Annotated in this window: 12 protein-coding genes; 11 read left to right on the plus strand and 1 reads right to left on the minus strand. The window is 67.1% G+C overall.

What is annotated here, in order from left to right; genetic code table 11:
- Window positions 1-5: 5 nt before the first annotated feature.
- From ACT3UE_RS02360 to ACT3UE_RS02375, 4 genes are all read left to right on the plus strand, one after another.
- Complete coding sequence (locus ACT3UE_RS02360) at window positions 6-809, plus strand: lysostaphin resistance A-like protein (protein WP_444566219.1); 804 nt, start codon at window positions 6-8, stop codon at window positions 807-809.
- Window positions 810-850: 41 nt separating this feature from the next.
- The gene (gene ligA, locus ACT3UE_RS02365) at window positions 851-3,226 is read left to right on the plus strand and encodes an NAD-dependent DNA ligase LigA (RefSeq protein ID WP_444566220.1); all 2,376 of its coding nucleotides are present in this window, start codon (window positions 851-853) and stop codon (window positions 3,224-3,226) included.
- On the plus strand, window positions 3,223-4,047 hold the full coding sequence (locus tag ACT3UE_RS02370) for an inositol monophosphatase family protein (RefSeq protein ID WP_444561640.1): 825 nt from the start codon (window positions 3,223-3,225) through the stop codon (window positions 4,045-4,047). Before ligA ends, ACT3UE_RS02370 begins: the two co-directional genes overlap by 4 nt.
- Before the next feature lie 112 nt (window positions 4,048-4,159).
- Complete coding sequence (locus ACT3UE_RS02375; RefSeq protein ID WP_444561639.1) at window positions 4,160-4,678, plus strand: GNAT family N-acetyltransferase; 519 nt, start codon at window positions 4,160-4,162, stop codon at window positions 4,676-4,678.
- Window positions 4,679-4,751: 73 nt separating this feature from the next.
- On the opposite strand, the gene ACT3UE_RS02380 is transcribed toward ACT3UE_RS02375, so the two are convergent.
- Window positions 4,752-5,084 carry a hypothetical protein gene (locus ACT3UE_RS02380; RefSeq protein WP_444566221.1) on the minus strand — a complete coding sequence of 111 codons (333 nt, stop codon included), beginning with the start codon at window positions 5,082-5,084 and terminating at the stop codon, window positions 4,752-4,754.
- A 119-nt stretch (window positions 5,085-5,203) separates the two neighbouring features.
- Between ACT3UE_RS02380 and ACT3UE_RS02385 the strand changes: the two genes are divergently transcribed.
- From ACT3UE_RS02385 to ACT3UE_RS02415, 7 genes are all read left to right on the plus strand, one after another.
- Entirely contained in the window at window positions 5,204-5,911 is a 708-nt protein-coding gene (locus ACT3UE_RS02385; RefSeq protein WP_444566222.1) for a hypothetical protein, read from the plus strand.
- A 42-nt stretch (window positions 5,912-5,953) separates the two neighbouring features.
- Window positions 5,954-6,250: an Asp-tRNA(Asn)/Glu-tRNA(Gln) amidotransferase subunit GatC gene (gene gatC / locus ACT3UE_RS02390; RefSeq protein ID WP_444561637.1), complete on the plus strand. Its 297-nt coding sequence runs from the start codon at window positions 5,954-5,956 to the stop codon at window positions 6,248-6,250.
- Window positions 6,251-6,253: 3 nt separating this feature from the next.
- Complete coding sequence (gene gatA / locus ACT3UE_RS02395) at window positions 6,254-7,801, plus strand: Asp-tRNA(Asn)/Glu-tRNA(Gln) amidotransferase subunit GatA (RefSeq protein ID WP_444561636.1); 1,548 nt, start codon at window positions 6,254-6,256, stop codon at window positions 7,799-7,801.
- Window position 7,802: 1 nt separating this feature from the next.
- On the plus strand, window positions 7,803-9,314 hold the full coding sequence (gene gatB / locus ACT3UE_RS02400; protein WP_444566223.1) for an Asp-tRNA(Asn)/Glu-tRNA(Gln) amidotransferase subunit GatB: 1,512 nt from the start codon (window positions 7,803-7,805) through the stop codon (window positions 9,312-9,314).
- 103 nt (window positions 9,315-9,417) lie between these two features.
- Entirely contained in the window at window positions 9,418-10,335 is a 918-nt protein-coding gene (locus ACT3UE_RS02405; RefSeq protein ID WP_444566224.1) for an aminoglycoside phosphotransferase family protein, read from the plus strand.
- Between the two features lie 66 nt (window positions 10,336-10,401).
- A complete protein-coding gene (locus ACT3UE_RS02410) occupies window positions 10,402-11,631 on the plus strand; it encodes an ROK family transcriptional regulator (RefSeq protein ID WP_444566225.1) in 1,230 nt (409 codons plus the stop codon).
- Between the two features lie 246 nt (window positions 11,632-11,877).
- Complete coding sequence (locus tag ACT3UE_RS02415; protein WP_444566226.1) at window positions 11,878-13,470, plus strand: peptide ABC transporter substrate-binding protein; 1,593 nt, start codon at window positions 11,878-11,880, stop codon at window positions 13,468-13,470.
- Window positions 13,471-13,484: the final 14 nt, after the last annotated feature.

Consider the following 13,484-nt stretch of genomic DNA (forward strand, 5'->3'; position numbering starts at 1 on the left):
ATGCCATGAGTGCGCAACCAGCACCGTCGGTTGGGGCCAGAGCCCACGCCCTGCGCGGGGGAGTCCTGCTGATCGTGCGGGTGGGGCTGGTCGCCCTGGCCACGACGATCGCCTGGCTGGTCATGGTCGGTGTCGACGGTCCGGCCTCGTTTCCGCCGTCGCCCCTGCTGGCTTCGTTGAGCTTGCTCCCGGTGAACATCGTCTCGCTGTGGCTCGTTGCCCGTTTCCTGCGCTCCGAAGGCCAGGACCTTCGTTCCCTGTTCGTCCCGGCCCGGCGTCCGATGCTGCGCGAAATCGGCTGGGGACTGCTCTGGATCCTCGTCCTCTACCTGCCCTTCGTCGCCGCCATCATGGGCACCATGTGGGCCCTGCACGGCCCCGAGATGTTCACGGCATTCAGAACGGTCTTCTACGACCCGCAGGCCGCAGCCATCACCCAACCCGGCTGGGGGCTGGCCCTGGGGATCATTGCCGTTCTGACCTTCGCCCCGCTCAATGCCCCCGCCGAGGAGGCGGTGTTCCGTGGCTACTCCCAGTCACGCCTGTTGCGTCGGTGGCCCGTCCTTGCCACCGTGCTGGTCTGTTCGGTCGCCTTCGGCGCCCAGCACGCCTTCTTCGCCCCGACGGCGGACGCCATGATCGTCTACGTCGTGGCGTTCACGGTATGGGGGATTGGATCGGCGCTGATCGTGCTCCGACAGAAACGGTTGTTGCCCATCACCATCGCCCACTTCATCGTCAACCTCTTCACGAGCTCGCCCGCCGTCATCTTCCCTGCCCTGCAGCTCGCCGGAGTCGTCCCCGCCTGACCTCGTCGCCACGCCAAGGGCCGGTGGGGCAAGATAGAGGGGTGACGAAAAGCGAGCAGCAGAACACCACGGACCGTTCCACCACCGCCTCCGCCGAGGGGGCGAGCACCGCCGCCGGTGACGAGGTCATCCCCGCGGGGCAACTGCGGGAGGAGTACCAGCAGCTCATCGACGATGTCCGCCGGTTCCGGATGGCCTACTACCTCGAGGACGACCCGATCGTCTCCGATGCCGAGTTCGATGTCCTGTTCACCCGCCTCGAGGAAATTGAACAACTGCACCCGGAGATCGTCTCCAACGACTCACCCACCCAGGAAGTCGGCGGAGAGGTCTCCGCGGCCTTCTCCCCGGTGGTCCACCTGGCCCAGATGTACTCGCTGGAGGATGTGTTCTCCCTCGAGGAACTCACCGCCTGGCTCGAACGGGCCACCGTCAACGCCGGAACCCGGGCCCCGAACCAGAAGCTGCGCTGGCTCTGTGAGGTCAAGATCGACGGGTTGGCGATCAACCTGCTCTACCGTGAGGGCAAGCTGGTGAGAGCCGCCACCCGCGGGGACGGAACCACCGGCGAGGATGTCACCCACAACGTGTTGACCATCGGTGAGATCCCCACCGAACTCTCCGGCAGCAACTGGCCCACGGAGGTCGAAATCCGCGGGGAGATCTTCTTCCCCTCGCAAAAATTCCGTGAATACAACGAGGCCCTGCTCGAAGCCGGCAAACCAGAACTGGCGAACCCGCGCAACGCCGCCGCCGGCTCGCTGCGCCAAAAGGATCCGGCCGAGACCGCCAAACGCCCGCTGGGCATGTTCGTTCACGGATTCGGGGTCCGTGAGGGGCTGGATGCCGCCTCCCAGTCCGAAACCTACGAACTCCTCAAGGGCTGGGGCCTACCGGTGACCCCGTACTCGAAGGTCGTGGACTCGATCGACGAGGTCCTGGCCTATATCGAGACCTACGGGGCCGACCGGCACTCCCTGGTCCACGACATCGACGGGATCGTGGTCAAGGCCGACTCCTTCGCCATCCAGCGGGCGCTGGGATACACCTCCCGGGTACCGCGCTGGTCGGTGGCGTATAAATATCCGCCCGAGGAGGTCCACACCAAGCTGCTGGACATCCGCGTCAACGTCGGGCGCACCGGACGTGTCACCCCGTACGGGGTCATGGAACCGGTGAAGGTCGCCGGATCCACCGTGGAGATGGCCACCCTGCACAACCAGGACGTCGTCAAGGCCAAAGGTGTGCTCATCGGGGACACCATCATCCTGCGCAAGGCCGGGGACGTGATCCCCGAGATCGTGGGTCCGGTCCTGCCGTTGCGGGAGGGACGCGAAGACGAACTGCACGAATTCGTCATGCCCACCGACTGCCCCTCCTGCGGGGAGCCGTTGGCTCCGGCGAAGGAGGGCGATATCGACATCCGCTGCCTCAACGCCGAATCCTGCCCGGCCCAACTGACCGAACGCGTCGCCCACCTGGGCGGTCGCGGGGCCTTCGACGTCGAGGCCCTGGGTGAGGAAGCCGCACTGGCCCTGACCGTGGGCCCGGGCCCCGACCCGGCCGAGCACGGAGGCCTGCCCAAACCCGCAGGACCCGGGCCCATCACCAACGAAGCCCGGATCTTCGACCTGGCCACCGGCCATGGAGACGACACGCTGCGCGAGGCGCTCGCCGAGGTCAAGGTCTGGCGGGAGAGGCGCGAGAAGGGGGTGGGCACCGGCCGGTTCGAGCTCGTCCCGTACTTCTGGAGCAAGGGTACCGAGAAGAAACCCTCGGCTCCTACCGCCAATACGAAGAAGCTGTTCGAGGAACTGGAGAAGGCCAAGACGCAGCCGCTCTGGCGCGTGCTGGTGGCCTTGTCCATCCGCCATGTCGGGCCCACCGCCTCCCGCGCCCTGGCCACCCACTACGGGTCCATGGACGCCATCCGCGAAGCCGTCACCGCCGAGGATGCCGCCGAGAAACTGGCCGACGTCGACGGCATCGGTCCGATCATCGCCGATGCCCTCATCGAATGGTTCGGCATCGACTGGCATCTGGGGATCGTCGAGGCCTGGGCCGCGGAAAACGTGCGCATGGTCGATGAATCCCACGGTGAAACCGAGCGCACGCTCGAGGGGCTGACCATCGTGGTCACCGGATCGCTGGAGGGCTTCAGCCGCGATGAGGCCAAGGAGGCCATCATCACCCGCGGCGGCAAGGCCTCGGGGTCCGTTTCGAAGAAGACCAGCTACGTCGTCGCCGGGGAAGCGGCGGGCACCAAACTGGAGAAGGCGGTCTCCCTGGGCCTGAGGGTGCTGGACGAGGAGGGCTTCCGCGCCCTGCTCGAGAACGGCCCCGAACCCACCGCCGAGGAGACCGGGACCCCGGAATCCGCGGAATCACAGATCACCACCGATGGAGACCCAGCATGAGCCAGAATCCCGCAGCCACCGCCGACCTGTTGGCCATCGCCCGCCGCGCCGCGGCCGCCGGCGCCGCCGTGCTGGCCGAACGCCACGGAGTCCACATCGCCGCCGACACCAAATCCGCGGCCGGGGACTGGGTCACCGACTACGACCGGCGGGCCGAACAGGCGGTGCGTGCGGTCATCAACGCCGAACGCCCGCATGATGCCATCACCGGGGAGGAATACGGCAGCACCACCCCCGCGGAGCCCAGCGCCTACCGCTGGTCCATCGACCCGCTGGACGGCACGGCCAACTTCGTGCGCGGCATCGTCTACTACGCCACCTCGGTGGCCGTCGCCGGTCCCGCCCCCGACGGCCGGGAAGCCACCGTATGGCTCGCCGGCGTCGTGCAGGCCCCGGCATTGGCCAGCACCTGGTGGGCTTCGCGCGGGGCGGGAGCCTGGCTGGGAGGGACCGAGACCGGGAACGACGCCGGGGCGCGCCGGTTGACCGGCCCCGTCCCCGGGGCCGCCGGGGCCCTGCTCGCCACCGGATTCGGGTACGACGCCACCCGACGCGACTTCCAGCTGCAGGCGGTGGCGACCCTCCTGCCGGGGTTCGCCAACGTGCGGCGCATCGGCTCGGCGGCCGTGGACCTGTGCCTGGTCGCCGATGGGACCCTCGATGCCTATGCCGAATACGGCACCGGAGAACACGATTGGTCCGCCGGGGCCCTGGTCGCCGAGGAAGCCGGGTGCCCGGTGCTGCGCCCGGAGGCCGATCCGGGCTGGCAGGCCGCCGGCTACATCGACTTCGATCTGCTTCCTGCACCTCCGGCCCACTGAACCGGACCGCGGCAGGAGGGGAGGATCCCCGAGGGGTGGAAGCCGTGAATTCGGCGACATTCAGAGGACCCTGGTTCATCGCGACGACGAAAAGGTGTCAAACTGGAAGGTGATGACTACTGCAACCGCCCGCATGCCCCTGACCATCCGCCAGGCCACGGAAGCCGACTACGACGAGATCGGCCGCATCACCGTGGACTCCTACCTGGCGGCGGGGCACTTCGAGGACCCCGACCACGAATACCTGCAGTTCGTCCGCCAGGTCGCCGACCGCCACGCCGCAGCCGAGATCCTGGTCGCCGAAAACAACGGGAAGGTCATCGGTGCGGTGACCCTAGTCCAGCCGGGGAACCCCTACGCCGATATCGCCGAAGCCGGTGAACTCGAATTCCGGATGCTGGTCGTGGACCCGTCCGTGCAGCGTTCGGGGGCCGGACGGACCATGGTCGAGGCGGTCATCGACCGGGCCCGGCAGCTCGACGGCGTGGACACGGTCTCACTGACCACCGGCGGGCATTGGGAAGCAGCCAACGCCCTCTACACGACGATGGGTTTCCAGCGCGCCACCGACCGGGACTGGTTCGTCCCCGACACCGACATCCTGCTCAAGGTCTACATCCTGCCGCTCTAACCGGCAGCGGCCCGGCCGGCCCAAGCAAGTAGGGTCGGCCCATGCCCACCGCGTCGCCCCGTGCCCGAAGGACCTACCCGGTCTTCGTGCTTCTGGCCTTCGTCTCGATGGTCGGGGACGCGATGGCGCTCTTCGCCCTGACCCTGGCTGCGGCCGACCAGCTCGGGTCCTGGGGTGTCACGATACTGTTCCTCACGGGGTTGATCCCCCCGATCCTGGCGGCCCCGCTGGTGGGCCGGCTGGTCGACGGGACGAACCTGCGCAGGATCTGGGTGGCCAGCCTGCTTGCCCACGTCCTGCTCTTCGCCCTGATGGCCCTCGTCGATGACCTGCGGGTCAGCCTGGTGTTGATGTGCGGGGCCAGCATCAGTGCCGTCATCAACGCCTCGGCGATCTTCAAACTCATTCCCTCCCTCCGGGGGCCGCTGCCGCTGGCGCGGGCCAGCAGCCTGATCGTCTCCGCCGGATCGTTGGCGGGCATCCTGGCACCGCCGATCGCCGCCCTCGCCTATACCGCCTGGGGTATTGGCCCTCAACGCCCTGGGCTTCACGGTGCTGGCCCTGGGGGCGGGGCTGGTGGTGCCGCGCCGTGCGGTACGGGTCGACCTCAAGGAACCTCGCGCCGGTGGCGTCGGAGCCGGAGCACGGATCCTGTTCACCGACCGGTTGCTGGCCCTCCTGCTGATCCCCATGGCCGCCGTCGTGCTGTTCACCTCCGCCGAAGGAGTCGCAGGGGTCTTCTATCTGCGCTCGGTGGCCGGGAACGACACCCTCTATGCGGTGATGCTCGGGGCCTGGTCGGTGGGCGCGCTCATCGGCGCCCTAACCGGCGGGAGCAGGTTCCTGGGGGCACGGGTGAGGACCCCGGTGCTCCTGGGCGGTGTGCTCATCGGCGCAGCCATCCTGGCGGAGGGGCTGTGGCCAGACGCCCTGGTCATCCTGGCGGTGTTCCTGCTGGGCGGATTCGGCAACGGGATGCACAACACAGGGGTGCGCAACGCCGTCTATGCCCGGATCCCCGAAGCCCACCACGGGGCCGCCTGGGCGTACCTGACCGTGGTCTTCAAGATCATGGTCGGGCTGGGGTTCCTGCTGGGAACCCCCGGCCTGGTGGTGGACAGCGACCGCCTGATCATCATCGCCGCAGGAACCGGCTCGTTGGCCGCAGTGCTCCTGGCCCTGGTGGGGATCAGGGCGGCGAACCGGCACCGGCGGACGCCGGTCCTGAACTAGACTGGTGGGGAAAACCCACCATCCATGAATTCGGGGAGATACATGCCTGCGATCAGTCGTGAGGAAGTTGCCCATCTGGCGCAACTGGCCCACCTGGAGATGAGCGAGACCGAGCTGGAGAAAATGGCCGGCGAACTCGGTGTCATCGTCAACGCGATCAAATCCGTGAGCGAGGCCGCCGGCGACGACGTCCCGGCCACCAGCCACCCGCTACCGCTGACCAACGTGATGCGCGAAGACGTGGTCGGCCGGACGCTGACGCAGGATCAGGCGCTGCAGAACGCGCCCGACGCCGAAGACGGCCGATTCAAGGTTCCGGCCATCCTGGAAGGGGAGTAGGGCATGAACGAGATCATCAAGCTCTCCGCCGCCGAACTGGCGGCAAAACTCCGTGACGGATCGCTCACCTCCGTCCAGGCCGTCCAGGCCCACCTGGACCGCATCGCAGCGGTCGACGGCGGGGACCGCGGGATCCACGCCTTCCTTCACCTGAACGGGGAGGAGGCGCTCGCCGTGGCCGCCGAAGTCGACGCGATTCGCGGCGCGGGAGGGGCCGAGGCCGAGGCGTTGCACCCGCTGGCCGGCGTACCGATCGCCATCAAGGACCTCATCGTCACCCAGGGCCAGCCCACCACCGCGGGCTCGAAGTTCCTCGAGGGATGGATGAGCCCCTACGACGCCACCGTGATCGAAAAGATCCGTGCCGCCAAGCTGCCGATCCTGGGCAAGACCAACCTCGACGAATTCGCGATGGGTTCCTCCACCGAACACTCGGCCTTCGGCGACACCCGCAACCCGTGGGACCTGGACCGCATTCCCGGCGGTTCCGGCGGCGGTTCCGCGGCGGCGCTGGCCGCCTACGAGGCGCCGCTGGCGCTGGGCACCGACACCGGTGGTTCGATCCGCCAGCCGGGCGCCGTCACCGGCACCGTCGGGGTCAAGCCCACCTACGGGTCCGTCTCACGCTACGGGGCCATCGCCATGGCCTCCTCGCTGGACCAGATCGGCCCGGTCAGCCGCACCGTACGCGATTCCGCCCTGCTGCACGAGCTCATCGGCGGGCACGACCCCAAGGATTCCACCTCCATCGATGCACCGGTCGGCGGACTTGCCGCGGCCGCCGAACAGGGTGCCACCGGGGACCTGACCGGTGTGCGCGTCGGGGTCATCCGCGAACTGCAGGGCGAGGGCTACCAGGCCGGGGTCCAGTCGCGCTTCGACGAGTCCCTCGAGGTGCTCAAGGCCGCCGGCGCGGAGATCGTCGAGGTCTCCTGCCCGAACTTCGAGTACGCGCTGGGTGCCTACTACCTGATCATGCCCTCGGAGGTCTCCTCCAACCTGGCCAAGTACGACGGCGTGCGTTTCGGCAACCGTGTCCTGCCCACGGAGGGGCCGCTGACCATCGAACGCGTCATGGCCTCCACCCGTTCGGCGGGCTTCGGCGACGAGGTCAAGCGCCGGATCATCCTGGGCACCTATGCCCTGTCGGCGGGCTACTACGACGCCTACTACGGGTCGGCGCAGAAGGTCCGTACGCTCATCCAGCGTGACTTCGAGGCGGCGTTCGCCCAGGCCGACGTCCTGGTGTCCCCGACCTCCCCGGTCGTCGCCTTCGAACTGGGTTCGAAACTCGACGACCCGCTGGCGATGTACCTCAACGACGTCGCCACCATTCCCGCCAACCTGGCCGGCATCCCCGGCATCACGGTCCCCGGAGGGCTCTCCGAGGGGCTGCCGGTGGGCATCCAGTTCCTGGCCCCGGCCCACGAGGACGCCCGGCTCTACCGTGCCGGCGCGGCCTTGGAGAAGCTGCTGGAGGACCGCTGGGACGGTCCGCTGATCAACCAGGCCCCCGAGCTGGCCGAATCGTCCAAGGAAGGTGTCGCCTGAGATGGCCCATGCAACTGAAGAACTCGTCGACTTCGACGAGGCCCTGGAGCGGTACGATCCGGTCCTCGGCTTCGAGGTGCACGTCGAGCTGAACACCGCCACCAAGATGTTCTCCGACGCCCCGAACGCCTTCGGCGACGTCCCCAACACCAATGTCACCCCGGTGGACCTCGGCCTGCCCGGCGTGCTGCCGGTGGTGAATAAGAAGGCGGTGGAGTACTCCATCAAGATCGGTCTGGCGCTGAACTGCCAGATCGCCGAGTACTGCCGCTTTGCGCGCAAGCACTACTTCTACCCGGACACCCCGAAGAACTTCCAGACCTCGCAGTACGACGAGCCCATTGCCTTCGACGGGTATCTGGACATCGAACTCTCCGACGGCAAGGTCTTCCGGGTGGAGATCGAGCGGGCCCATATGGAGGAAGACGCCGGGAAGCTGACCCATATGGGGTCGACCGGGCGCATCCAGGGCGCGGATTCCTCCTTGGTGGACTACAACCGGGCCGGCGTGCCGCTGGTGGAGATCGTCACCAAGCCCATCACCGGGGCCGGCGAGCGCGCCCCCGAGCTGGCCAAGGCCTATGTGGCGGCGATCCGCGAGATCGTGAAGACCCTGGATGTCTCCGACGCCAAGATGGAACGCGGCAACGTCCGTTGTGACGCCAACGTCTCGCTGATGCCCAAGGACGCCACGAAGTTCGGCACCCGCTCGGAGACGAAGAACGTGAACTCCCTGCGCGCGGTCGAACACACCGTGCGCTTCGAGATCGAACGCCACGCAGCGGTCCTGGACGCCGGCAACCTCGTGGTCCAGGAGACGCGCCACTGGCGGGAGGACACCCGGACCACGACGTCGGGCCGTCCCAAGTCGGACGCCGATGACTACCGTTACTTCCCCGAACCGGATCTGGTGCCGATCGTCACGACCCGCGAATGGGTCGAGGAACTGCGCGCCCAGTTGCCGGAGCCGCCGGCCGAACGCCGCAAGCGCCTGCAGGCCGATTGGGGCTATGCCGACGCCGAGTTCCGTGATGTGGTCAATGCGGGATTCCTGGACGCCATCGAAGAGACCATTGCCGCCGGTGCGACCCCCGCGGTGGCCCGCAAATGGTGGATGGGCGAGATCTCCCGACTGGCCAAGAACGCCGACGTGGAGCCGATGGATCTCGGGGTCACCCCGGCGACGATCATCGAGCTCAACCAGCTGATCGAAGCCAAGAAGATCAACGACAAGATCGCCCGCCAGGTCCTCGAGTTCGTGGTGGCGGGGGAGGGGACGCCGACCGAGATCGTGGAGAAACGGTCGCTGGCCGTCGTGAACGACGACTCCGCCCTCGGTGCCGCGATCGACGACGCCATGGCCTCGATGCCCGATGTCGTCGCGAAGATCAAGGACGGCAAGGTCCAGGCCATCGGTGCACTCATCGGCCCGGTCATGAAGGCCACCCGCGGCCAGGCCGATGCCGGCCGCGTGCGCGAGATCGTGCTGGAGAAGCTCGGCGTCGAGGGCTGATCCGCCCCGGGCCCGCGACCCGGACGCCGAAACACCTGCCGAGGGGCGGGCGGAGGACCTTCCGCCCGCCCCTCGGCCTCTGCCGGGTGTGTAGCGTGGTCCCATGACCACCCAGGGCGCAGGACAACGACCCGGATCCGGGGTTCCGGCCCATGATGTCGAGGTCACCGACGCCCTGGTCCGTACCCTGCTGTTCGAACAGCACCCCGGGTTGGCCGGGTTGGACCTGGTCCGGGTGGCCAACGGCTGGGACAACATCGTCTACCGGCTGGGAGGGGAGCTGGCCGTGCGCCTGCCCCGGCGGGCCAGCGCCCACCAGCTGCTGCTGAACGAAGTCAGGTGGTTGCCCTTCCTGGCCCCGAGGCTGCCGTTGCCGATTCCGGCCGTGGTGCGCCGCGGCCGCCCGGGAAGCGGCTACCCCTACCACTGGGCCGTGGTGCCCTGGTTCGACGGGGAATCCGCCGCAAACCGTCCGGCTGCCGACCGGGATGGCTATGCCGCGGCCCTCGGCCGGTTCCTGCGCACCCTGCACGTCCCGGCCCCGGCAGACGCACCGCGCAATGCCGTCCCGGGCACCGCCCTGGCCACCCGGGCCGAGGCCTTCACCCGGCGACTGGCGGAAGCGGGCCGGCCGCTGCCCGGGCCCTGGCATGAAATCTTTGCCAACGGGGTGCAGGCGCCCGAACACCACGGCCCACCCCTGTGGCTGCATGGGGATCTGCATCCGCATAACCTCGTGACCGTGCCGGGTTCCGGCCCGGCGACGATTTCGGCGGTCGTGGACTTCGGGGACCTCACCGCCGGGGACCCCGCCTGCGACCTGGCGGCTGCCTGGCTGCATTTCACCCCGGCAGGCCGTGCCGCCTTCATCGCCGAACTCCCCCACGACGCGGACACCTGGGCGCGTGCCCGGGGATGGGCGGTGCACTTCGGGACCTTGATGGCCCTGATGCCCGAGGGCGACCCGCTGCACTCCGTGGGCCGGCATGCGCTGGGGCAGTTGGCAGTTGAGTGTGTCTGACGTGCATCATGGGAAGGGCAACGCATTCCGGCGTGGCCGGCACCGAACAGGAGAACACCAGCGGTCATGGCAACCCTAGATCCTGCTGTCGACTCCGGAATACGCAACGGTCGTGGTCATCGCGGCGATGATCTGCGGCGACTCAATACCGCGGCCGTCATGAAGCACGTCTTCGACCACCCCGGACTGTCTCGTTCGGAAGTCGCCCTGCAACTGGGGTTGAGTGCCGCATCGGTCACGAAAATGGTGGCGCAGCTGCTCGAAGCCGGCTTGTTGCGGGAGCTGGCACCACTCTCGGGCACCCAGGGGCGTCCGCGGGTGCCGTTGCAGGTCGATACGAAGACCCCGCTGGTGATGGGCATCCATCTGGGGCCTCGCACCACCGGCGTCGTACTCATGGGCCTGGACGGCAGCGAACATGCCTCGGTGTTGGTTCCCCATACCGGGATGCCACCGGAGGAGTCAATGGATTTGATCGTCGCGGCCGCCGATGAGCTGCTTGCGGAGGATACCCGCGGCCGGGTCGTCATCGGGACGGGGATCGCGACTGGCGGCATCGTGGATCGTGCCGCGGGACTGATCATCGACAACCCCGGCGCCGGGTGGAAGAACGTCGACGTCATGGCCCTGCTCGAGGGCAGGTTGCCCGGGCCGCTGATCCTGGAGAACAACGCCCGCGCAGCGGCCCAGTCCGAATTGCTCTACGGGCACGGGCAGCGGACCAACGACTTCGTGTTGATGGTGGTGACCGCCGATATCGGCTCGGTCATGGTCGATGCCGGCAGGATCCGGTCCGGGTTCAGCCAAACCGCTGGACAGATCGCCCATCTCTCCGTCGACGACGGTGCCCGACCCTGCCCCTGTGGCCGGACCGGATGCCTGGCGGTCATGGCGTCGGATGACGCCGTCGCAGACACCGCGGTGGAGCGAGGTCTGCAGGGGTCGCCGAACATCGACGAGATCCTGTTCCAGGCGGCGGAGGGGGAGTCGGGGGCCATCGCCCTGCTGGAGCAACGCAACCGGTGGGTCGGCCGGGCCGCAGCCCAGCTCATTGACATCCATGATCCCGAGCTGCTGGTGGTGGTCGGCACCCCGGCGGAATCACCCCTGGTGTTCGCTTCTCTCGTCGATGAAGTGGCCCGGAGGGCACAGACGGGTAAGAGAGCGGCCGAACGAGTGGTTCTTTCCACGGACCACGTCTTTTCGCTCTCCCTCTTCGCCGCGTCGACGCTGGTTGCCGCGGTGCTGGCGGACCCGTTGGGGATCACCGGGCTGGCCACTCCCGACCCGGTGTAAGGCCGAGCCCAGGAATCGTGCAGGGCAGGACCGTGTCACTCGTTGCCGTGCACCGAGCCGGTTTCAGCTGTCGAAGCCGCCGGTAACCTCCTTCGCCAATTGAGGTACTTCCTTGACAGGCTCTGCCGTATCTGATTTATTTTAGAGCATAAATTAACTAGGTGAAGCGGATCACATCTTGTCGTGCTCCGCCGGAGACCACCTAATCAGCTCGATCACCACAGATCATTTGAACGGGAGTGGAGCATGCCGAAAAAGAAGATGTTTGCCTTGGTCGCGGCATCATCAGCGTTGATGCTGATGGCCAGCGGCTGTGCATCCGGTGCGGGGAACGCAGCGGGGGCCGGGGAGGAAAGCGCCTTGTCCTTCCAACTCAGCGAACCCAAGTCATTGGTGCCGCATGAGGATCCGGGCAGCCAGGTCGCCATGGCCACCTGCGCGAACCTGATGGAGGTGAACACCGAATCCCAGGAACTGGAACCACTGGCTGCGACCTCGGTGACCAGTGATGATGCCCAACACTGGAAGATCGAGCTGCAGGACGGATGGACGTTCCAGGATGGCGCACCGGTGACTGCCGACTCGTTCGCCAAGGCCTGGAACAAGACGGCCACCGGTTCCAATGCCTGGCAGGGCAACGGCTCCTTCACCGCCTTCGAGGGGTATAAGGACCTGAACCCGTCGGACGGCTCCAAGCCCACGACGGATGAACTTTCCGGTGTCGAGGTCGTTGACGACCAGCACCTGGAAGTCGCACTCAACGCACCCAATGCCGACTTCCCCAAGCTCCTGAGCACCTCGGCCCTCTGCCCCTTGCCGGAACAGGCGTTCAGCGACCCGGAGGCCTATGAGGAGAACCCCGTGTCCAATGGGCCTTACCAGTTCGTCTCCTGGAACCACAACGAAGAAGTAGTGCTGGAGAAGTGGGACGGCTTCAAGGGGGCCGATGGCTTCTCCGGCGGCGCCGACAAGCTCACCGGCCAGATCTATACGGCGGTGGACGCGGCCTACACCGATATGACGGCCGGAAACCTGGACATGATCCGCAACGTGCCCGCCACGATGGTCTCCAAGGCCAAGAGCCAGTTGGGCGAGGATTCCCTCTACGAGGTCGAAACCGGCTCCAAACAGTACACGTTGCAGATCCCGGAGTACATCAAGGATTTGCGCGACCCGGATCTGCGGAAGGCCATCTCGATGTCCATCGACCGCGAATCCATCGCCAAGTCCCTATTGCAGGGCTACGCCTCGGCGTCGGACTCGCTGGTCCCGCCGTCGCTGGATTCCTATGAGGAAGGCGCCTGCGCTTCGTGCACCTTCGACGCCGACGAGGCGAAGAAGCTGCTGAAAAAGGCCGGTGGATTCGACGGAACCCTGGTGATCGAACACAACTCGGCATCCGACCAGCAGCTGGTCCAGGCCATCGCCAAGCAGATCAAGGAGAACCTGGGCATCAAGGTCCAGCTCAAGCCGGTTCTGGGTACCGAGCTGCAGTCGCGTCGCAACAACCAGGAACTCGATGGAGCCGTTTTCGGCCTCTGGGGCTGGTCCTATAAGAGCCCGGACCAGTACCTGAGCCAGTACGAAACGGGCGGCGACGGCAACGAGACCACGGGATATTCCAGTAAGCCGGTGGACAAGCTGGTCAGATCGGCACGGGCCTCGCAGGACGAAGCCACGGCAGCAAAGACGTACGCCGAGGCCGAGTCACTGATCGTCAAGGACATGCCGGCCATCCCGCTGTTCATTCCCACCGACTTCGGCTTGCACACCGAATGCGCTGATATGAAGGAAGTCCAGGGGGATCTGCAGTTCTACCGCGCGGGGTATGGCTGCTAGGTAGTGAATCATCC

The organism is Arthrobacter sp. 179 (assembly GCF_052379645.1).
Taxonomy (GTDB): domain Bacteria; phylum Actinomycetota; class Actinomycetes; order Actinomycetales; family Micrococcaceae; genus Arthrobacter_H.

Excerpts from the sequence above, each read along its gene's own strand:
- ACT3UE_RS02360 (WP_444566219.1), top strand. The coding sequence starts at position 6 with ATGAGTGCGCAACCAGCACCGTCGGTTGGGGCCAGAGCCCACGCCCTG.
- ACT3UE_RS02370 (WP_444561640.1), top strand. The coding sequence starts at position 3,223 with ATGAGCCAGAATCCCGCAGCCACCGCCGACCTGTTGGCCATCGCCCGC.
- ACT3UE_RS02375 (WP_444561639.1), top strand. The coding sequence starts at position 4,160 with ATGACTACTGCAACCGCCCGCATGCCCCTGACCATCCGCCAGGCCACG.
- ACT3UE_RS02380 (WP_444566221.1), bottom strand. The coding sequence starts at position 5,084 with ATGAGTTTGAAGATCGCCGAGGCGTTGATGACGGCACTGATGCTGGCC.
- gatC (WP_444561637.1), top strand. The coding sequence starts at position 5,954 with ATGCCTGCGATCAGTCGTGAGGAAGTTGCCCATCTGGCGCAACTGGCC.
- gatA (WP_444561636.1), top strand. The coding sequence starts at position 6,254 with ATGAACGAGATCATCAAGCTCTCCGCCGCCGAACTGGCGGCAAAACTC.
- gatB (WP_444566223.1), top strand. The coding sequence starts at position 7,803 with ATGGCCCATGCAACTGAAGAACTCGTCGACTTCGACGAGGCCCTGGAG.
- ACT3UE_RS02405 (WP_444566224.1), top strand. The coding sequence starts at position 9,418 with ATGACCACCCAGGGCGCAGGACAACGACCCGGATCCGGGGTTCCGGCC.
- ACT3UE_RS02410 (WP_444566225.1), top strand. The coding sequence starts at position 10,402 with ATGGCAACCCTAGATCCTGCTGTCGACTCCGGAATACGCAACGGTCGT.
- ACT3UE_RS02415 (WP_444566226.1), top strand. The coding sequence starts at position 11,878 with ATGCCGAAAAAGAAGATGTTTGCCTTGGTCGCGGCATCATCAGCGTTG.